This is a genomic window from Duganella sp. Root1480D1 (genome assembly GCF_001427305.1).
Lineage (GTDB): Bacteria > Pseudomonadota > Gammaproteobacteria > Burkholderiales > Burkholderiaceae_D > Rugamonas.
This window is the reverse complement of record NZ_LMFZ01000034.1, coordinates 157,639-177,442: the sequence shown is the minus strand read 5'-3', so window position 1 is coordinate 177,442 and position 19,804 is coordinate 157,639. Positions and strand designations below refer to the sequence as shown.

19 protein-coding genes are annotated in these 19,804 nt (G+C 61.6%); 13 read left to right on the top strand and 6 right to left on the bottom strand.

Annotation, left to right across the window (positions count from 1 at the left end; genetic code table 11):
• Positions 1-48 precede the first annotated feature (48 nt).
• Together ppa and ASD58_RS21645 are read left to right on the top strand one after the other, a co-directional pair.
• Positions 49-588: an inorganic diphosphatase gene (gene ppa / locus ASD58_RS21650; RefSeq protein ID WP_057263291.1), complete on the top strand. Its 540-nt coding sequence runs from the start codon at positions 49-51 to the stop codon at positions 586-588.
• A gap of 86 nt (positions 589-674) precedes the next feature.
• Complete coding sequence (locus ASD58_RS21645) at positions 675-2,252, top strand: FAD-dependent oxidoreductase (protein ID WP_057263290.1); 1,578 nt, start codon at positions 675-677, stop codon at positions 2,250-2,252.
• Here ASD58_RS21645 and ASD58_RS21640 read toward each other — a convergent pair.
• The gene (locus ASD58_RS21640; protein ID WP_057263289.1) at positions 2,249-3,370 is read right to left on the bottom strand and encodes a GNAT family N-acetyltransferase; all 1,122 of its coding nucleotides are present in this window, start codon (positions 3,368-3,370) and stop codon (positions 2,249-2,251) included. The genes ASD58_RS21645 and ASD58_RS21640 overlap by 4 nt on opposite strands.
• A 136-nt stretch (positions 3,371-3,506) precedes the next feature.
• On the opposite strand from ASD58_RS21640, the gene ASD58_RS21635 reads away from it, so the two are divergent.
• Both ASD58_RS21635 and ASD58_RS21630 read left to right on the top strand, forming a co-directional pair.
• Positions 3,507-5,561, top strand: coding sequence for an NAD(+) synthase (locus ASD58_RS21635; RefSeq protein WP_057263288.1), 2,055 nt, complete (start codon positions 3,507-3,509; stop codon positions 5,559-5,561).
• Positions 5,562-5,581: 20 nt separating this feature from the next.
• Positions 5,582-5,920, top strand: coding sequence for a P-II family nitrogen regulator (locus tag ASD58_RS21630; protein WP_057263287.1), 339 nt, complete (start codon positions 5,582-5,584; stop codon positions 5,918-5,920).
• Here the strand turns inward: ASD58_RS21630 and ASD58_RS21625 are convergent, their stop codons facing one another.
• The 5 genes from ASD58_RS21625 to trxB all read right to left on the bottom strand — a co-directional run bounded on the left by ASD58_RS21625 (position 5,921) and on the right by trxB (position 10,854).
• Entirely contained in the window at positions 5,921-7,129 is a 1,209-nt protein-coding gene (locus ASD58_RS21625) for a GGDEF domain-containing protein (protein WP_057263286.1), read from the bottom strand.
• Positions 7,126-8,352, bottom strand: a complete 1,227-nt coding sequence (locus tag ASD58_RS21620; RefSeq protein ID WP_057263285.1) for a GGDEF domain-containing protein — start codon at positions 8,350-8,352, stop codon at positions 7,126-7,128. Before ASD58_RS21620 ends, ASD58_RS21625 begins: the two co-directional genes overlap by 4 nt.
• Before the next feature lie 97 nt (positions 8,353-8,449).
• Complete coding sequence (locus ASD58_RS21615; RefSeq protein ID WP_057263523.1) at positions 8,450-9,076, bottom strand: trimeric intracellular cation channel family protein; 627 nt, start codon at positions 9,074-9,076, stop codon at positions 8,450-8,452.
• A 141-nt stretch (positions 9,077-9,217) separates the two neighbouring features.
• Positions 9,218-9,907 (bottom strand): Smr/MutS family protein, encoded by a 690-nt coding sequence (locus tag ASD58_RS21610; RefSeq protein WP_057263284.1) that lies wholly within the window; start codon positions 9,905-9,907, stop codon positions 9,218-9,220.
• A complete protein-coding gene (gene trxB, locus ASD58_RS21605) occupies positions 9,904-10,854 on the bottom strand; it encodes a thioredoxin-disulfide reductase (RefSeq protein WP_057263283.1) in 951 nt (316 codons plus the stop codon). The genes ASD58_RS21610 and trxB overlap by 4 nt, the downstream gene beginning before the upstream one ends.
• Before the next feature lie 178 nt (positions 10,855-11,032).
• Here trxB and ASD58_RS21600 point away from each other — a divergent pair, with 178 nt between their 5' ends.
• From ASD58_RS21600 to ASD58_RS21560, 9 genes are all read left to right on the top strand, one after another.
• Positions 11,033-13,426: a DNA translocase FtsK gene (locus ASD58_RS21600; protein ID WP_057263282.1), complete on the top strand. Its 2,394-nt coding sequence runs from the start codon at positions 11,033-11,035 to the stop codon at positions 13,424-13,426.
• A gap of 8 nt (positions 13,427-13,434) precedes the next feature.
• Positions 13,435-14,052 (top strand): outer membrane lipoprotein chaperone LolA, encoded by a 618-nt coding sequence (gene lolA / locus ASD58_RS21595; RefSeq protein WP_057263281.1) that lies wholly within the window; start codon positions 13,435-13,437, stop codon positions 14,050-14,052.
• Positions 14,053-14,073: 21 nt separating this feature from the next.
• Positions 14,074-14,832, top strand: coding sequence for a hypothetical protein (locus tag ASD58_RS21590; RefSeq protein WP_057263280.1), 759 nt, complete (start codon positions 14,074-14,076; stop codon positions 14,830-14,832).
• Positions 14,822-16,132 carry a replication-associated recombination protein A gene (locus tag ASD58_RS21585; protein ID WP_057263279.1) on the top strand — a complete coding sequence of 437 codons (1,311 nt, stop codon included), beginning with the start codon at positions 14,822-14,824 and terminating at the stop codon, positions 16,130-16,132. Before ASD58_RS21590 ends, ASD58_RS21585 begins: the two co-directional genes overlap by 11 nt.
• The gene (locus tag ASD58_RS21580) at positions 16,129-17,259 is read left to right on the top strand and encodes a tetratricopeptide repeat protein (protein WP_057263278.1); all 1,131 of its coding nucleotides are present in this window, start codon (positions 16,129-16,131) and stop codon (positions 17,257-17,259) included. The genes ASD58_RS21585 and ASD58_RS21580 overlap by 4 nt, the downstream gene beginning before the upstream one ends.
• A 32-nt stretch (positions 17,260-17,291) precedes the next feature.
• The gene (locus tag ASD58_RS21575; RefSeq protein ID WP_057263277.1) at positions 17,292-17,870 is read left to right on the top strand and encodes a TetR/AcrR family transcriptional regulator; all 579 of its coding nucleotides are present in this window, start codon (positions 17,292-17,294) and stop codon (positions 17,868-17,870) included.
• Positions 17,871-18,025: 155 nt separating this feature from the next.
• Positions 18,026-18,766: an alpha/beta fold hydrolase gene (locus ASD58_RS21570; RefSeq protein WP_057263276.1), complete on the top strand. Its 741-nt coding sequence runs from the start codon at positions 18,026-18,028 to the stop codon at positions 18,764-18,766.
• A gap of 78 nt (positions 18,767-18,844) precedes the next feature.
• Positions 18,845-19,366, top strand: coding sequence for a hypothetical protein (locus ASD58_RS21565; protein WP_156401417.1), 522 nt, complete (start codon positions 18,845-18,847; stop codon positions 19,364-19,366).
• A gap of 155 nt (positions 19,367-19,521) precedes the next feature.
• Entirely contained in the window at positions 19,522-19,719 is a 198-nt protein-coding gene (locus tag ASD58_RS21560; protein ID WP_057263274.1) for a hypothetical protein, read from the top strand.
• The last annotated feature ends 85 nt before the right edge of the window (positions 19,720-19,804 follow it).

Sequence of the window (19,804 nt, the reverse complement as noted above, 5' to 3'; positions counted from 1 at the left end):
TAATTGCAAGGTTAGACTGTCCAAAAAAGCATTAACTCGAGGAAAAACATGAGCCTGAACAAAGTACCGGCCGGCAAAGACCTGCCGAACGATTTCAACGTGATTATCGAGATCCCGATGAACGCGGATCCGATCAAGTACGAAGTGGACAAGGAATCCGGCGCCATCTTCGTCGACCGTTTCATGGGCACCGCCATGCACTACCCATGCAACTACGGCTACATCCCGAACACCCTGTCCAACGACGGCGACCCGGTCGACGTGCTGGTGATCACCCCATTCCCGCTGATCCCTGGCGTGGTGGTACGTTGCCGCGCCATCGGCGTGCTGAAGATGACCGACGAATCCGGCGAAGACGCGAAAGTGCTGGCCGTTCCAGTCGATAAGATCCTGCCGATCTACAAGCACTGGCAGAAGCCGGAAGACCTGCAAGACCTGCGCCTGCAGCAGATCCAGCACTTCTTCGAACACTACAAAGACCTGGAACCAGGCAAATGGGTCAAGGTCGACGGCTGGCACGGCCCTGAAGAAGCCAAAAAGGAAATCATGCACGGCGTGGCACAATTCGCCCAGCAAGAAGGCAAGTAAGCCTTAGACAGCCCTGTCGAAGAAAGCGCCCCGCGGGGCGCTTTTTTTGTATAGTCGTTGCGTGTACCCTGGCAGGAGGACGCAAGATGGAAGGATCATTGTCGATCTGGGCGAAGAGCGCCCCCGTCGCCGCAATGCCGGAACTGAGCGGCGAACTGCAGGCCGACACCTGCATCATCGGAGGCGGCATTGCCGGCCTCACTACCGCATACCTGCTGTCGCTGGAGGGCCGGCGCGTGGTATTGCTGGAAGCACGGGAACTGGGCAGCGGCGAAACCGGCCGCACCACGGCCCACCTGATGCCGCCGGATGAGTGGTACCACTGCATCGAGCAGAATTTCGGCTCAGTGAACGCCAGGCTGGTCGCCGCCGGCCAGATGGCGGCCATCGACCAGGTGGCATCCATCGTGGGCAGCGAAGGGCTGGACTGCGAGTTCGAACGGCTCGATGGCTACCTGTACTCCGCGACTGGCGACCCCAATGAAATCCGCCGCGAATGCGAAGCAGCAACACGCGCCGGGCTGGAAGCCGAACTGTTGCCCCAGGTGCCCGGGCTGCCGTTTGAAAGCGGCACCTGCGTGCGCTACGCCCAGCTGGCGCAATTCCACCCGCTGCAATACCTGGACGGGCTGGCAGGCTGCATCCGCCGCCGCGACGGCCGCATTTTCTGCAGCAGCCGGGCCACCGGCATCGAGCGGGTCGGGGACAAGTTGCACGTGACGACAGCGAATGGGCGCGTGCTGGCCAATGCCGTGGTGGTGGCCACCAATTCTCCGTTCAACAATCGTGTGGTGCTTCATACCAAGCAGAATGGTTATCGCACTTATGTGATAGGCGTTGAAGTCCCGCACGGATCGTTGCCGCCCTTGCTGCTGTGGGATACCGGCGATCCTTATTACTACGTCCGGCTTGAATCGAGTGGCGCAAGCCCTGGGCATGACGTGCTGATTGTGGGCGGCTGCGATCATAAAGTCGGGCAGGACGACGATCCGCGCCACCGCCACGGCCAGCTTGAAGCATGGACGCGGCAGCATTTCCCGATGGCAGGCGCGGTGACGCTGCGTTGGTCCGGGGAAGTCATGGAGCCTGCGGACGGCTTGCCGTTCCTGGGCCGCAATCCGGCCGACGACAGCCAGGTGTACGTGATCAGCGGCGATTCCGGCACCGGCATGACCAACTGCACGCTTGGTGCGATGATCGTGCGCGACCTGGTCATCGGGAGGGAAAACCCCTGGGCCGAGCTGTATGACCCGGCGCGCAAGCCATTCCACGGCATGAAGGAATTCATGCAGGAGCAGGTGAACACGCTGGCGCGGTACGGCGATTGGCTGCGCGGCGGCGATGTGGAGTCGGCGGTGGAGATCGCACCGGGGCAGGGCGCAATCCTGAATCGCGGCGCCAGAAAACTGGCAGTTTATCGCGACGACGATGGCGGCTTGCATGCGATGTCAGCGGCCTGCACCCACCTTGGCTGCGCGGTTAGCTGGAATCCGGCCGAACGGTCCTGGGACTGCCCTTGCCACGGCTCGCGCTTTTCAGCCGAGGGCTCGGTGTTGCACGGTCCTGCCAATACGGCGCTGGCGGCCGAAGAGCTGGACGATGACGAAGCCGGCATCCAGCCGGTGCCGGGACAGCATGGAAGCAGCCAGCGCGCGCCACGCTAGCGGCGGAAAGGCGTGTGCTCGTTCAGTTCATCGAGGTAGGCATCGATGCCGCCTGCCTCTCGCTCCAGGAAGCGTTCCACTGCGTCGCTGAACGCGGCGTGGGCCAGCCAGTGCGCCGAGTAGGTTTTTTGCGGCAGGAAGCCACGCGCCATCTTGTGCTCGCCCTGCGCGCCCCCTTCAAAGGTCTTGATGCCGTTGGCAATGCAGAATTCGAGCGGCTGGTAGTAAGCGGTTTCGAAATGCAGGCAGGGGATATGTTCCATCGCGCCCCAGTAGCGGCCATAGAGCGTGTCCGCGGTGTGGATGACCAGCGATGAGGCGACTGGCTCGCCATTGCGCTCGGCGACCACCAGCAGCAGGTTTTGCGGCATGGTACGGGCCAGGCGCAGCCAGAAATCCAGGTTCAGGTAGGGCGAAGAGCGGTGCTCGGCATAGGTATTGCTGTAGCAGCGATGGAAGAAGCGCCAGTCCTGCTCGCTGGTTTCGTGGCCGCGCAACTGGCGCATGGCGATGCCGGCTTCCTTTACTTTGCGGCGCTCGGCGCGGATGTTCTTGCGCTTCTTGTGCTCCAGCGTGTCAAGGAACCGGTCGAAATTTTCGTAGCCCTGGTTCAGCCAATGGAATTGCACGCCGGTGCGCAGCATGAAGCCGGCCCCGCGCAGCTGTTCCGCCTCGTCCTCCGGTGGATAGAGGATGTGGGTGGAAGACATGCCGGCCACGCCTTGCTGCTCACACAAAAAGGCCAGCAAGGCCTTGCGTGCTGCAGCGTCGCGCGCCAGCAGGCGCGAGCCCGTAACGGGCGTGAACGGGATGGCGGACAGCAGCTTCGGGTAGTACTCGATACCGTTGCGGTGATAGGCATCGGCCCAGGCCCAGTCGAAAACATACTCGCCGTAGGAGTGCGACTTGACGTAGAGCGGCATGGCTGCGGCCAGACTGCCGCCATCCCAAACGGCCAGGAATTGCGGCTGCCACCCCGTTTCCGCACACGCGCTGCCCGATTCGTGCAAGGCGTGCAGGAAAGCGTGCGACAGGAAAGGATTGCCCGCCGTAAGCCGGTCCCATGCGGCAGGGGCGACATCGGCGAGGGAAGAAAGGACGCTGGTACGGTATTCCATCCGGCCATTCTAGCCAATTACGGCCCAGCCCGTGTCACACCATGGGGTCACACCCCAAGTGTGACACGGGCTCGGCCATACGCTGGGGCGGGGGCAATGTTAAAATCTTCGCCATCACCATTGGCCTTGCTGAGTTATGCCGCATTCCTTCCATAATTTGTACAACCATGATTTCGCCCGGGTGGCGGTTGGCGTGCCGCGCTGCCGGGTGGCCGATCCGCTGTTCAATGCGGCGCAAACGATCGAACTGGCGGAGGAGGCGGCTGCGAAAGGTGCGGTGCTGGTGGCGTTCCCGGAATTGGGATTGTCGGCCTATTCCTGCGACGACCTGTTCCACCAGCGCGCATTGCTGGATGGCGTGCTCCAGGCGCTGGCTGCGGTCGTCGAGGCTTCGAGCCGCATTCCAACGGCCATGGTGGTGGGCGCGCCGCTGCGCATCGACCACCAGTTGTTCAATTGCGCGATTGTAGTGTCGGGCGGCGTGATTCGCGGCGTGGTGCCGAAGTCTTACCTGCCGAACTACGGCGAGTTCTACGAGGCGCGCCAGTTCAGCGCCGCCGATGAGGCGATTTCCACTGAAATTTCGCTGCTCGGCCAGCAAGTGCCGTTCGGCGCCAACCAGCTTTTCGAGCTGGAGAACCTACCGCTGTTCAAATTCCATATCGAGATTTGCGAGGACGTGTGGGTGCCGATCCCGCCATCTTCCTTTGCCGCGCTGGCCGGGGCCACCGTGCTGGTCAACCTGTCGGCTTCGAATATCCTGGTCGGCAAGGCCGATTACCGCCGCCAACTGGTCGGCCAGCAGTCGGCGCGCTGCCTCGCGGCTTACCTGTATTCGTCGGCCGGGCGCGGCGAGTCGACCACCGACCTGGCCTGGGACGGCCAGGCGCTGATCTACGAGAATGGCGAAATGCTGGCGGAGTCGGAGCGCTTCGCTGAAGAATCGCACATGGTGTTTGCCGACGTCGACCTGGAGCGCCTGTCGCGTGAGCGCATGCGCACCACGACGTTCGGCCATTCGACCCGTCGCCATAAGAACGAAGTGGCGCAGTTCCGCACCGCGCGCTTCCCGGTCGAACTGCCGTCGCACCGCGTGCTGCCGCTGGAGCGCAATGTGGCGCGCTTCCCCTATGTGCCATCCAACCCGCAACTGCGCGACAAGCGCTGCAACGAGGTCTATAACATCCAGGTCAGCGCGCTGGTGCAGCGCCTGTCCTCCTCGGGCATCAAGAAGGTGGTGATCGGCGTTTCGGGCGGCCTGGATTCGACCCATGCGCTGCTGGTCTGCGCCAAGGCGATGGACAAGCTTGGCCTGCCGCGCACCAATATCATCGCGGCCACCATGCCGGGCTTTGCCACCAGCAGCCGCACGCTGGACCAGGCGCGCGCGCTGATGCAATTCGTTGGCTGCACCGCGACGGAAGTGGATATCCGCCCAAGCTGCATCCAGATGCTGAAGGACCTTGGCCATCCGTACAGTGAGGGCAAGGAGCAATACGACATCACCTTCGAGAACGTGCAGGCAGGCGAGCGTACCAACCACCTGTTCCGCATGGCGAACCACCACAACGGCATCGTGATCGGTACCGGCGACCTGAGCGAGCTGGCGCTGGGCTGGTGTACCTACGGCGTGGGCGACCATATGTCGCACTACAACGTCAATGCCAGCGTGCCCAAGACCCTGATCACTCACCTGGTGCGCTGGGTGGCCGAGAGCAAGCAGTTCGGCGACGTCAATTCCAGCGTGCTGCTGGCCGTGGTGAATACCGAAATCAGTCCCGAGCTGGTACCGGGCAAGTCCGGCGACACAGCGCCGGCGCAAGTCACGCAGGATTTCATCGGCCCATACGAACTGCAGGACTTCAACCTGTACTACACGCTGCGGTTCGGCTTCTCGCCTGCCAAGGTGGCCTTCCTGGCGCACCATGCGTGGCGCGACCGCGACGTGGGGCAGTGGCCGGAAGACGAGCATGTGGCGCGCAACCAGTACGAGCTGAAAGACATCAAACACAACCTGGGCATCTTCCTCAAGCGCTTCTTCCAGACTTCCCAGTTCAAGCGCACCTGCGTGCCGAACGCGCCGAAAGTCGGTTCCGGCGGTTCGCTGTCGCCGCGCGGCGACTGGCGCGCGCCAAGCGACTCGGAAGCTGCTGCCTGGCTGGAAAACCTGAAGACCGTGCCTGACGCTTAAACCACTATAAGGAGAACGCAATGAAGCAAATTACCGCCATCATCAAGCCATTCAAGCTGGACGAAGTGCGCGAATCGCTGGCTGAAGTGAACGTGACTGGCCTGACCGTGACCGAGGTAAAGGGCTTTGGCCGCCAGAAGGGCCACACCGAGCTGTATCGCGGCGCGGAATATGTGGTCGATTTCCTGCCGAAGGTGAAGGTGGAGGTGGTGGTGGACGACAGCGTGGTCGATACCGCTGTCGATGCGATCATCAAGGCGGCCCGCACCGGCAAGATCGGCGACGGCAAGATCTTCGTGCAGAACATCGAGCAGGTGATACGCATCCGTACCGGCGAAACCGGCGCCGAGGCGGTCTGATCAGGCCGCAGTTTCAGCGATATGTACGCAGTCCCGGCCAGCGTTCTTGGCCGCATATAAGGCCCGGTCGGCGCGCGCCAGCAGCGTGTCCGGACCGGTGTCTCCCGTCTCCAGGCAGGCAATGCCGATGCTCAGCTTGAGCGGCACGGCCTGATCTTCATGCCGCACCTGCAGCGCCTGGGTGCCCGTGCGCAGGCGCTCCGCCACGATCTTCGCTTCATTAATCCCTGTTGACGGCAGCAGGATGGCAAATTCCTCGCCGCCCAGGCGTGCCGCCAGGTCGCTGCGCCTGCAAGCGGTGGCGCAATGGCGTCCGATGGCAATGATCGCCCGGTCTCCGGTGGGGTGGCCAAAGCGGTCGTTGACCGACTTGAAGTGGTCGATATCGATCATCAGCAGTGCGAGCTTGTGCCCATAACGCCGCGAGCGTTCAATTTCCATCACGGCGCGCGCCATGAACTGGCGGCGGTTGGCGATGCCGGTCAGGAAATCGGTGGTTGCAATCTCGTGCAGTTCCCGGTTACGGTCCTCAATGGTTTTTTCCAGTTGCAGACTTTCCACTTCCAATGCATCGGCCAGGGCCTGCAGCGAAGCGCGCGCATTGTCGCTCTCGATGCGGAACTGGGCGGCGATGACCAGGATCGTCAGGGCGCCGCGCAGCAGTTCGCCGACTGGAGTCGCGCTGGCGCTGCCTGCCGTGACAAACAGCAGATGCCAGGCCGCGTCGATGCCGAACAACGCGCACAAAATGGTGCGGCCATTGCGCGGCGCGTGGATGGAAAGAAGTGCGATGGCGGCCAGCAGCAGTGGAATGCGGATCGTTGCGCCCAAGGCTGCCGCGTCCAGGTGAGCGCCGGGATAACTGGCCCAGGCATGAAGCAGGGTGGCCGCCAGCAAGAACGCCAGCCAAGGCCGGGGCATGAGCAGGCATGGTGCCGGATCTGGCATATAGCACAGCGCGCCGCGCAGCAGCAGCACGGCATTGGCGGCGACCAGCACATTGGGCAGGACCACTGTCAGCGCGACCGGCCATTGCCCGTGCATGCCGGCCAGTATCCAGGCCGCGCCCTGGCAAATGGCTGCCAGGCTCCAGTTCGAACCTGCCGAACGTCCATCGCGAACCGCATGCAGGCCGATGAAGGCGATGCCGATCGCAAGGCACGCGATGCCGAGGGTCAGGTTGCAGGTTCCAAGGTGCAGGGTATTCACGCGGCCTCCACCCGATTGCGGCCGCCGTCCTTGGCGCGATACAACGCAGCATCGGCGCGCGCAACCAGGCTTTCCATCGAGGTGTCATACGATTTGAGCGCAGCGATGCCAAAGCTGGCGGTGACCTGGTGCGGCACTCCGCTCAGTTCCGGCGGAATGGTGGCTATCGCGCGCCGCAAGCGTTCTGCTGCCAGGCGGGCCGCAATGGCGCTGGTCTCCGGCATCAACAGGGCAAATTCTTCGCCGCCAAGGCGGCCGGGCAGGTCGACGTTGCGGGCATTGGACTGGCAGGCTTGCGCAATCACCTGCAGCAGCTTGTCGCCCGCAGGATGGCCGAAGCGGTCGTTGATCTGCTTGAAGTGGTCGATGTCCAGCAGAAGGAACGTCAGAGGCAGGTGGTAGCGGCGGGCACGCTCGATTTCGTCGTTGCCGCGCTCCATGAAGTAGCGGCGGTTGGCGAGGCCGGTCATGCTGTCGGTAGTCGCTTGCCTGGTCAGCTCCGCGGTGCGTTCGGCCACCACGGTCTTCAACGTGTCGCGTTTTTCCTGCAGGCGGCCGGCATTGGCGGCAAGTTCGTCGCGAATCTTTTCGCTCTCCAGGCGGAACTGGAAGGCATTCACCAGCACGTGCAGGATGCCGCCCACCGAGACCATGACGGCGAACGAAGAGCCGCCCGCCAGGAAGGTGTCGACGTGCTCGCCCGAAAACGCGGCGGCGCCAAGGCGCACCAGGCTCCAGATGGCGGCCAGCGCCAGGATGTCGACCAGGTAGCGGGTGCCGGCGGGCAGGCCGGGGCGTTTGATCAGCATCAGCAAAGTGGCGCAGTAAAAGGCGGCGCGGTAGGCCGAGACCAATCCGATGCGGGCTTGCAGGCTGGGCTGGCCGTAACTGAACCAGGCGAAGCCCGCGACTGCCGCCGCGACCCACAAGGCGTAATACCGGTCGCTGTAACGCGTCCCGACCAGCATCGCCGTGCCGCGATGGATGAAGACCAGGCTGACAACCGAAAGCGCGTTGTCGGCGATGGTTCCGATGTAGCCGGGGAGGGTGGCGGAATGCGCAACAAGCAGGGCCGCCGCACCGCCGGCCAGGGCCGACATGGCCCATTGGCCGCCGGGCGTGCCGGCCAGGGCGGGGCCATGCAAGCCACGGAAGGCGCAGGCAATCAGGATCGACAGGAAGCCGACCAGGCTAGTTGCAGTAGCGACATCAAAGGTAAACACGGACAGGCCAGCGCAGTATGGAAAGTTGCGCTATTGTATCAGTTGTTTCTTGATGGTAAGTTTTAACTTTCCAATTGAAAGTCTCGTGGCAATAGCCTTAGGGCCGGCTGATCTTCAGGTCGAAACGCCAGGCCAGCAGGCGCATCACGGTGATCAGGCCTGCGCTGGACCACAACGCCACGTCATCCGATACCTGGGTATATTGCAGCGCGATGTAGAACCAGCAACCGAAGAAGGCGCAGATCGCATACGGTTTCCCGTCGCGGAATACCATCGGCACCTCGTTACAGATAATGTCCCGCAGTACCCCGCCGAAAATACCGGTGACCACGCCCATCATCACGGCCACGAAGATCGGCATGTCGGCCGCCAGCGCCTGCGCCACGCTGGCGACGGCGAACAGGCCGAGGCCGACGGCGTCGGCAATCACGATCAGCCGCTCGGAAACGATGTGGCGGATATGTTTGAAAAAGGGCGCCGCGACCAGTGCCACCACGAACAGCAGGATGGTGTATTCCTGGTGCGCCACCCAGAACAGCGGACGCTTGTCGAGCAGGATGTCGCGCACGGTACCGCCGCCAAACGCGGTGATGAAGGCGACGATGAATACGCCCACGATGTCCATGCGCTTGCGGCGCGCTTCGATAAATCCGGAGAAGGCCCCAACCAGGATTGCCACGACCTCGATGATGGTGATGAGGGAGACGGCGGGGACTATTTTCATTTTCTTGTTGGCGGAGAAAGACAAGCCAAAGGTTAGCATTCCGCTAGCAAAACCTGCAAGCCATGCATACTTGATCGTGCAAGTGCGGATGTGATGGTGGCCCTGGGTGCAACCAGGGCCTCTCCGCCGATGCGGGATTGATCAGCGCTGGGGCGCGAGGGCGGAGCGCAGCAGCACCATGATGGCGCCTTCGCCGCCCTCTTCGGCGCGGGCCTGGCAGAAGGCGATCACGCCATCGGTCTGTACTAGCCAGGAGTGGACCATGGATTTCAGTACCGGCTCSCCGCCGCGCGAGCCGAAGCCGCGGCCGTAGATCACGCACACGCAGCGGTAGTTGCGGCGCTTGGCCTTGAGCAGGAAGTCGTCCACCGCCTGGCGCGCCTCGTCGCGGCGCTTGCCGTGCAGGTCCAGTTCATCCTGCACCGGCCAGTGGCCCTTGCGCATTTTCTTCATCACGTCCGGGCCAATGCCGGGCGCGCTGTAGTTCAGCGAAGGGTCTTCTTCCATGTAATGGTCGACGTCGAACATATCCGACAGCATCGACTCGCGCAGCACGGCTGCGTCGTCCGCCGCCTGCTCCTCGGCCGTTTGCGGCTTGCGCGGACCGGATGGGGCGGGGCGGCCCGCCGCGGCCGGGCCCTTGGCGGGCGGCGGCACATAGCGGTCGGACGGCTTCATCTTCTGCACGCCGGCCATGGAGGACTGGAACACGTTGGCAGCGGCGGCAGCGGCCTTTTGCTGCCTGGCGCGCTCTTTCTGCTCGGCCGCGCGCTGCTCTTCCTGCTCCTTGAGCTGTTTGCCCAGTCCCTTCAGGTCGGCGAAGCTTTTCACTCTTGCGCTTCCAGGTAGCGTTGCGCGTCCAGTGCGGCCATGCAGCCGGTGCCGGCCGAGGTGATGGCCTGGCGGTAGATGTGGTCCTGCACGTCGCCGGCAGCGAACACGCCTGGCACGGAGGTGGCGGTTGCCATGCCTTCGGTGCCGGTGCGGGTCTTGATATAGCCATCCTTCATTTCAAGCTGGCCTTCGAAGATGCCGGTGTTCGGCTTGTGGCCGATGGCGATGAACAGGCCGTGCACGGCCACGTCGGTCATCTCGCCGTTATTGTGCTTGACGGTGATGGCGTTGACGCCGGACTGGTCGCCCTTCACCTCGTGCAGGGTGGAGTTCAGTTTCAGTTCGATCTTGCCTTCGGCGACCTTGGCCATCAGGCGGTCCACCAGGATAGGCTCGGCGCGGAACTTCTCGCGGCGGTGCACCAGGGTGACCTTGGTGGCGATGTTCGACAGGTACAGGGCTTCTTCGACAGCGGTATTGCCGCCGCCAACCACGGCCACTTCCTGGCCACGGTAGAAGAAGCCGTCGCAGGTGGCGCAAGCGGATACGCCGCGGCCCATGAATTCCTGCTCGGTCGGCAGGCCCAGGTACTGGGCCGAGGCGCCGGTGGCGATGATCAGGGTGTCGCAAGTGTAGGTATTGCTGTCGCCCACCAGGCGGATCGGTTTTTCGTTCAGGTGCGTGGTGTGGATGTGGTCAAACACGATTTCGGTCTTGAAGCGCTCTGCGTGCTGCAGGAAGCGCTGCATCAGGTCCGGGCCCTGCACGCCCATCGGGTCGGCCGGCCAGTTTTCCACGTCGGTAGTGGTCATCAGTTGGCCGCCTTGCTCGACGCCGGTCACCAGCATCGGGTTCAGGTTAGCGCGGGCAGCGTAAATCGCGGCGCTGTAGCCTGCAGGACCGGAGCCGAGAATCAGGACTTTGGCGTGTTTGGTAGTAGTCATGGCGGATTCTTTACCTAGTTAGTATGTCTCGAATATGGGTGCGGACAGGAATGCTACAAGTCCGGGCCCAAGCAAACCGAAATTATATGCGAAGCGTGCATTTCACATGTACCGTGGGGCCGTTTTGGCTTGATATGCCTTAGAATAAGCGCAATTATGGAATTTTTGCCTCCAAGCAATGAGTAAGAAGAGTCAAAAGAGTCAAGAGACAACTTCTGGTTACACTCGCAATGTCACCGAACGCCAGCCTTTACCCAATCGGCTGGTGCGACTGCTGTCGGAGGCGCGCTTTTTCGCGCTGTTTGTCGTCTGCGTCTACTTCATCCTGATCCTGGCGAGCTATAACCGGCTGGACCCGGGTTGGTCGCACAATAATGTGGTGCCCAAGGTGTTCAACCTGGGCGGCCGCGGCGGCGCCTGGCTGTCGGATCTGATGCTGTTCATCTTCGGCTTTTCAGCCTGGTGGTGGTGCATCTATATGCTGCGCGTGGTGTGGCAGGGCTACCGCCGCCTGACCCGCAAATTCGTGCTGGAGAAGGAGGAAGATCCTGAGCATAAGCAGGAAGGCTTGATCCGCGTGATCGGCTTCGGCCTGATGCTGGCCGGCTCGATGGGCCTGGAATTCCTGCGCCTGTACACCATGAAGGTACAGTTGCCGCGCGCGCCGGGCGGCGTGCTGGGTGAGTTGATCGGCCACGGCGCCCACGTGGGCCTGGGCTTTACCGGCGCCACGCTGCTGTTGCTGCTGTTATTCGGTACCGGTTTCAGCCTGTTCTTCCACGTCTCGTGGATGTCGGTTGCGGAACGGATCGGTGAGGTGATCGAGATGGGCATCGACTGGATTCGCGCCCGCATGGAAGACCGCGAAGACCGTCGCCACGGCGACGTGGCCGTCGTCAAGCGCGAAGAGAAAGTCGTCAAAGAGCGCGTCAAGCACGAGGAAAAGCATCCGAAGCCGGTCGACCTGCCGCCGGATGCGCCGCCTGCGCCTATCGTCAAGATCGAGCCGCAAATCACCCAGGTGGTGCAGTCCGAGCGCGTGATCAAGGAAAAGCAGGGCACCCTGTTCCAGGAAATCGAGAACACTACGCTGCCGCCGCTGTCGTTGCTGGACGATGCGCCGCCGCAGCAGGAAACCGTGGCCGTGGAAACGCTGGAGTTCACCAGCCGCCTGATCGAGAAGAAGCTGTCCGACTTTGGTGTAGAAGCCAAGGTGGTGGCAGCCTATCCGGGTCCGGTCGTGACGCGCTACGAAATCGAACCCGCTACCGGCGTGAAGGGCAGCCAGATCGTCAACCTGGCGCGCGACCTGGCCCGTTCGCTGTCGCTGACGTCCATCCGCGTGGTGGAAACCATCCCTGGCAAGAATTACATGGCGCTGGAGCTGCCGAATCCGAAGCGCCAGATCGTGCGCCTGACCGAGATCCTCGGCTCCAAGGTCTATAACGACAACCATTCGCCGCTGACCGTAGCGCTGGGCAAGGACATCGCAGGCAAGCCGGTCGTGGCCGACCTGGCCAAGATGCCGCACTTGCTGGTGGCCGGTACCACCGGTTCCGGTAAGTCGGTGGGTATTAACGCCACCATCCTGTCGCTGCTGTACAAGGCCGACCCGCATGATGTGCGCATGATCCTGATCGACCCCAAGATGCTGGAAATGTCGGTGTACGAAGGCATCCCGCACCTGCTGGCGCCCGTCGTGACCGATATGCGCCAGGCCGGCCACGCCCTGAACTGGGCGGTGAACGAGATGGAACGCCGCTACAAGCTGATGTCCAAGCTGGGCGTGCGTAACCTGGCCGGCTACAACGCCAAGATCGCCGAAGCCGAGAAGCGCGAAGAGAAGATCCCGAACCCATTCTCGATCACGCCTGATGCGCCGGAACCGCTGGAAAAACTGCCAACCATCGTCATCATCATCGATGAATTGGCCGACCTGATGATGGTGGTCGGCAAGAAGGTGGAAGAGCTGATCGCCCGTATCGCGCAGAAAGCCCGTGCGGCCGGCCTGCACTTGATTCTGGCAACCCAGCGCCCATCTGTAGACGTGATTACGGGCCTGATCAAGGCCAATATCCCGACGCGTATTGCGTTCCAGGTATCGTCCAAGATCGACTCGCGCACCATTCTTGACCAGATGGGGGCGGAAGCACTGCTTGGCATGGGTGACATGCTGTACATGCCGCCTGGTACCGGCTTGCCGGTCCGGGTGCACGGCGCCTTTGTATCGGATGACGAAGTGCACCGTGTGGTGAAGCATTTGAAAGCCCAGGGCGAGCCGAATTACATCGAGGGCATCCTTGAAGGCGGCACGCTGGAAGAGGGCGGTGGCGATGCGCTGGCTGGCGCTGGCGGCGGCGGGGACAGCGAGTCCGACCCGATGTACGACCAGGCCGTGCAAGTCGTGCTGAAGCACCGCAAGGCTTCGATCTCACTGGTGCAGCGCCACTTGCGCATTGGCTACAACCGGGCCGCGCGCCTGCTGGAACAGATGGAAAACAGCGGTGTTGTATCGGCCATGCAGTCGAACGGCAACCGCGAAATCATTGCACCTACCGCGTCGGCGGAATAAGGAATTCTATGAAGCACACCAAGTTGATGGCGGCCGTTGCCGCCGGCCTGCTGTTTGCAGGTTCCGCCAGCGCTGCGGCGCTGGAGCAGTTCAAGGCTTTCGTGGCCAGCACCAAGGCAGCCAAGGGCGAATTCATACAGAAGGTGGTGGCGCAGGGCAGCAAGGACAAACTGTCGTCCGGCAGCTTCACCTTTGCCCGTCCGGGTAAGTTCATCTGGTCTTACACCAAGCCTTACGACCAGGTGCTGCAGGCCGATGGCGAGCAACTGTATATCTTCGACAAGGACCTGAACCAGGTTACGGTGCGCAAGCTGGGCGATGCGCTGGGTTCTTCCCCTGCCGCCATCCTGTTCGGCTCCAATGACCTGGAAAAGAACTTTGCCCTGTCCGAAGCGGGTTCGCGCGACGGCCTGGAGTGGCTGAAAGCCACCCCGAAGGCCAAAGACGCCAGCTTCGAGCAAATCCAGATCGGACTGAAAAACGGCGTGCCGGAAGCGATGGAGCTGAAAGACAGCTTTGGCCAGACTTCCATCCTGTCGTTCAAGAAGTTTGAAAAAAATCCAGCGCTGAATGCAACGTCCTTTAAATTTGTCATGCCCAAGGGCGCGGACGTCATCAACAATTAAGGCATGAGGAATTCCCTGACATTGCTCGCGCTGGCCTGCGCCGGCGCCAGTGCCAGCGCTGCAGACTTCGGAAACGACGATCTGGTGCGCCAGGGCCGGCTCGTTTTTGAAAAGACGTTCACCCAGGCCGAGCAAGATCGCCTTACACCGCTGGTTGTTGGTGCTTTGGATAATATCGTCGCCTTCTATGGCGAGCGAAAAGGTACTACGCCCGATTTCTTTTTCTGCAAAAGTACCGATTGCGCGCGCCACCTGGCGGGAAAAGATTGGCGCTCCTTCACCACCATCAAGCCCCGCTATTACTACGACGGAAAATACTACTTCGAGCGCACCAGCGTGGTGATCAACCATCTGGTGGGTAACCCCAAGATTGGCGATGCCAGGTTGCAGTCCGTCCTGACCCATGAGCTGTCGCACGTTGAGATATACACGCGGGCGGGCGGGCGCTCGATGCCGGCCTGGTTCAACGAAGGCCTGTCGACTGTGGCTGAGGGCCGCAGCTGCCAACCAGGAACACAGGGCATTGAAGACCTGAACAAACTGGCAGACACGCGCGAGTGGCATGACTACACGCGGCCGAATGGCGGCAAGGGAGATGCCACCTATTGCCAGGCCACCCTGGAAGTCCAGGCCTGGGCTGGACAACATGGGGGCTTTGCCGCTGTTTTCGACTTGCTGGCCAAGCTGCCAAAGAAAAACTTCAATTCCCTTTATGGCGGCCTGGTAACGCAACATGCGCCAGTGGCCAATCCTACCGGCGTGGAAAAGAATGACGGCTGACCTGTTCGCACCTGAGCCCACCCCGCCGCTGGCCGAAGCGATGCGCCCGCACAGCGTGGCGGACGTGATCGGCCAGAGCCACCTGCTGGGCGAGGGCAAGCCGCTTAACCTGCTGTTCAAGTCCGGCAAGCCGCATTCGATGATCCTGTGGGGCCCGCCGGGCGTGGGCAAGACCACGTTGGCCCGCCTGTCCGCACGCGCCTTCGATTGCGAGTTCATCGCCATTTCCGCCGTGCTGGGCGGGGTAAAGGATATCCGCGCCGCCATCGAACAGGCGGAGCAGTTCGTCGCCAACGGCAAGCAGACCATCCTGTTCATCGACGAGATCCACCGCTTCAACAAGGCGCAGCAGGATGCGCTGCTGCCTTACGTGGAATCCGGCCTGGTGACCCTGATCGGCGCCACCACCGAAAACCCCTCCTTCGAAGTCAATTCCGCACTGCTGTCGCGCGCGCAGGTCTATGTGTTGAAGGCGCTGACGGAAGAGGAGATGCGCCAGTTGCTGGCGCGCGCCCGCGAACGCTCGATGCCGGACCTGGAGTTCGACGAACTGGCGATCGATACCCTGATCGGCTATGCCGACGGCGATGCGCGCCGCTTCCTGAACTTGCTGGAACAGACCAAGACTGCCGCAGCCACTGCGCGCACCAACAAGGTCACCGGCGAATTCGTGCAGAACGCGCTGACGCTGAACGCGCGCCGTTTCGACAAAGGCGGCGACAATTTCTACGACCAGATCTCGGCCCTGCACAAATCAGTGCGCGGCTCCAATCCGGACGGCGCCCTGTACTGGTTCTGCCGCATGATCGACGGCGGCGCCGATCCGCGCTACCTGGCGCGCCGCATCGTGCGCATGGCGTGGGAAGATATCGGCCTGGCCGATCCGCGCGCGCTGACCATGGTGAACGACGCTGCCGAAACCTATGAACGGCTCGGATCGCCGGAAGGTGAACTGGCGCTGGCCCAGGCCGTGATCTACCTGGCCATCGCGGCCAAGAGTAACGCCGGCTATAACGCCTACAACGCCGCCATGGCCTTCGTGCGCCGCGACAAGTCGCGCGAAGTGCCGGTCCATCTGCGCAATGCGCCGACCAAGTTGATGAAGGAGCTGGGCTACGGCCACGAATATCGTTATGCCCACGACGAGCCGGACGCGTATGCCGCCGGCGAAACCTACCTGCCGGACGGCATGGCGGAACCGGGCTGGTACCAGCCAGTCCCGCGCGGTCTGGAATCCAAGATCGCCGACAAGCTGGCCTTCCTGCGTGAGCTGGACCGTAAGGCGCGGGACGATAAATGAGCAGCCGGGCCTTCGTGGTCGCTGCAATCCTGTTGCTGTCGACATTGTGTGCGGTGAACTTCGCCGGCGATCATTACTTCGCAAAATGCCATGGCGACAATCGCGCCGACCGCTTCGTCGATGCGGAATTGAGCTGTTCACAGGCAGTGAAATGGGCGGGGTGGCTTGAGTGGTTGAGCCCAGGCCGGTATACGCGGGCATTAGGCGAAGCGGGTGTGGCTGAATTAATGGCGACCCACCTGGCGCCATCGCGTGAGCACCTGCAACAGGCCCTCGACCGCTACGAGGCAATGGGCCTGGGTGACTCGCCGGAGCGCGCGACCGTCATGGACTACTTCGCAATTCTCAATTGGCATGAAGCCAAATTAATCGAGGGCGAACAGTGGGCGCGTCGCGCTGTCGAGATGTTCGACCGGCAGGGGTTCCCGTGTAACGCAAGCCGGCTGGACGCCATCTTCAATGTTGCCTTGTTCATGAAGAGCAATCTCGACAACGCTGGCGCATTGGCTTACCTCGAAGCAAAAAAAGCCAGCATCCTGCAGTGCACCGACCAAGCGATGAGCATTGGCGTTTTCTGGCGCGGTTTAGGCGATATGCAAGAGGCTAATAGCCAATCCAAGGCTGCGCTGGAGTCTTTCGACATGGCCATCGCAAGCTTCGAAGAGGCGGGAGGCGCGGATGCAGTTCAGAATGCGTTCGCCCTCGTATCCCGGGCAAACTTATATAACGAAATGCGCAAGCTAGACCTCGCCCGTGCCGATATCAACGCCGCCTTGCCGATACTTGAGGCGGGTGTGGGGCCACGTTCCGAGCCATATGCCCTGGCATTGACGACCCGGGCGGATAGCTTCCGATTGGAGAAACGCTTGCCCGAGGCCCTGGAAGAATATGCGAAGGCCGAGCGCATCCTGGCCGAAGTGTTTGGCAAGCGTCATCCGCGCTATGCGGACGTGCTGCGGGACCAAGCCGGCGTGCTGTACGATGCCGGGAACGGCGCCCAAGCCTTGGCCAAGTTTCAGGAGGCGCTCTCGATTTGCATCGAGAATTTTGGCGAGAAAGATGAGAGGACTGAAGCTGTGCGCAGCGAAATTGGCGTCGTGCAGCGCCAGTATGGCAAGCCTGGTTGACACGGTAGGATGATTGTCCTACGCTTGTCAGCATGAATAAACAGGCAACAAGCACCCGCGAACGCATCGTCGATACAGCCGACCGGCTGTTTTATGAAAACGGTTACGGCCACACCAGCTTCGCCGACATCGCCGCGGCGGTCGAGCTCTCGCGCGGCAATTTTTACTACCACTTCAAGACGAAGGACGAGATCCTGGCGGCCGTGATCGAACTGCGCCAGCAGAAGACACAAGCCATGCTCGATGCCTGGGCCGCACAGACGCCGCAAGCGGCTGCGCGCATCGGCCGTTTCATCGACATGATGGCGATGAATGCGCCATCGATCCGCCGCAGCGGCTGCCCGGTTGGCACGCTGTGCACTGAACTTGCCAAGCTCGAGCATCCGGCGCTGCCACAGGCAAATACGCTGTTCACGCTATTCCGTGACTGGCTGCGGGCGCAGTTCGAGCAGCTCGGCGCCAAGGCCGCCGCCGATGCCGACCGCCTGGCCATGCACCTGCTGGCACGCAGCCAGGGCATTGCCACACTTGCCAATGCTTTCGACGACGGGGCATTTATCCAGCACGAGGTTTCGCAATTGCACCAATGGCTGCATGCCGTTTCCAGATAAGCAGGATGGCCGGCCTCGCAAGCGGCAGTCGCTATCAGACGGCAATTGTAGGAATTTTCCTATTATCTGTAGATAAACTAGTGCAAACCCCTACGGGACTTTACATTCTTATTGCCTAACGTTACGATGTTGTAAATATTCTAATGGAGGGCGGAATGGCGGAGCGTCTGACAGTCGATGGAGTAACGGTCCATGTCGATGGCGAGGGTGAAGATGCCATCATGATGATTCATGGCTGGCCTTACGACCGGACCCTGTGGGATGCCCAGGTTGCAGCATTTTCTCCCAGCTATCGCTGCGTCCGGTTCAGCTTCCCAAGCCAAAACGCCAAAGGCAGCCATACCATTGACGAGGTATCGAAACTCTACGCCGATACCGTGCACGCCGTGAATGGCGGCCGTCCCGTGATCCTGATGCTGAGCGACTGGGGTTGTGTTTTCGGCTACCAGTTCGCATTGCGCTATCCGGAGCTGGTGAGCCGGGTGATCAGCGTTGGCATTGGAGGCTCCAGCCAGATGACTTACCGCGCTTCGCTGGACTGGAAAACCCGCCTGCGGCTGGCATTTGCCCATCGCCGCCTGAAAGCATCCAGCGGCAACAGCCGCGCGGCACGCGAAGCCTGCACGCGACTGCAACTGCCTCATGCGGTCACCTGGCTGCGCGCCAGCACGCCGGCGGTAGGAACGCTGCCGTTCAAGTTGCGCTGGCCCATGCTGTACATCTATGGCAAGCGCAAGCCGTTCTCCTTCCACACCCGCAGTTTCGAAGCGGCCGTGCAATCCAAGCCGGACAGCAGGGTGATTGCATTCCGCAGCGGCCATTGGGTCATGCGCGAACAGCCTGAGGCCTTTAATAGTGCCGTCATGGGCTGGCTGGAGCAGGGCCGCACGGTTTGACGTTCGATTGCACCACGAGGAATTCGGCCGTATAGTGCCGGATCGCCAATATTTCGTTGGTGCAATTAAACTTTGCTGATGAAACTCTTCAAGACTTCTCTCCTGCTGTCCATATTGGCAGTTTCTTTCGACGCCTCGGCCGCCGAGCGCCTCTATTTACAAACGCCGGTGCAATTCGCTCCAGGTACATTTGCGCCTCAAGCCGTCAGGAACCAGTGTGAACTTGAGCGTCATCTCGTAGATGATGTCTCGACCCGGGTTAATAAGCATTATGGGCGCGTTGAATTGGCAACTAGCAGCGACGACGTCGGTAACGACAAAGTCATCAAGATCACGATCACCAACGCCTGGGGCGCAGGCGGCGGCGGATGGTCAGGCCCCAAGTCATTAGAGGTACTTGCTGAACTCACGCAAGGCGGCAGCAGGCTGTCGTCCGCATCGTTCCGGCGCTCGACGATGGGCTTGGGAGGAATATTCAGCGGAACCTGCCCTATGTTCCATAAGGTGACCAAGGAGTTGGGCGCGGACGTGGCCGATTGGCTGAAGGATGGCGCGCCTTCGAAGGGCGCCCCTGTCGAGGAACAGAAGCCCGCTGAATAAAGCGGCCTGCCAGGCGGCTGCGCAGCTGAAAATCTGCATTTCATCCCGTGTTTTTTGCGCTTCGTCGCAAGTGCAAGGCAGGGCAGGGAGGCTTTAGGTACAGTGTAACCATGGAAGCACGGAAGTAGTTCAACACTGACCTGAAGGAGAACATCATGAAAGCACTGAAAAACATGGAAGCGATCTTCGTTATCGCAGCAGCCCTGGCCACCGTCACCAGCTTTGCCACCGCCACCACTCCGGTGCTGCACGTAGCCGCCGACCCGGTCGTCGCCAAAGTGGACACCAGCATTCCAACCGTGGTGGTCGCCGCCAAACGCCTGACCGCAGCCGAAAAAGCAGCACTGATCTGACAGCACAACGCCGGAGGGCGTAAAACTCGGTTGTTGTGCTGTCATCTTGGTACAATTGCTCCTTTCGACTAATACTCGTGGCAGC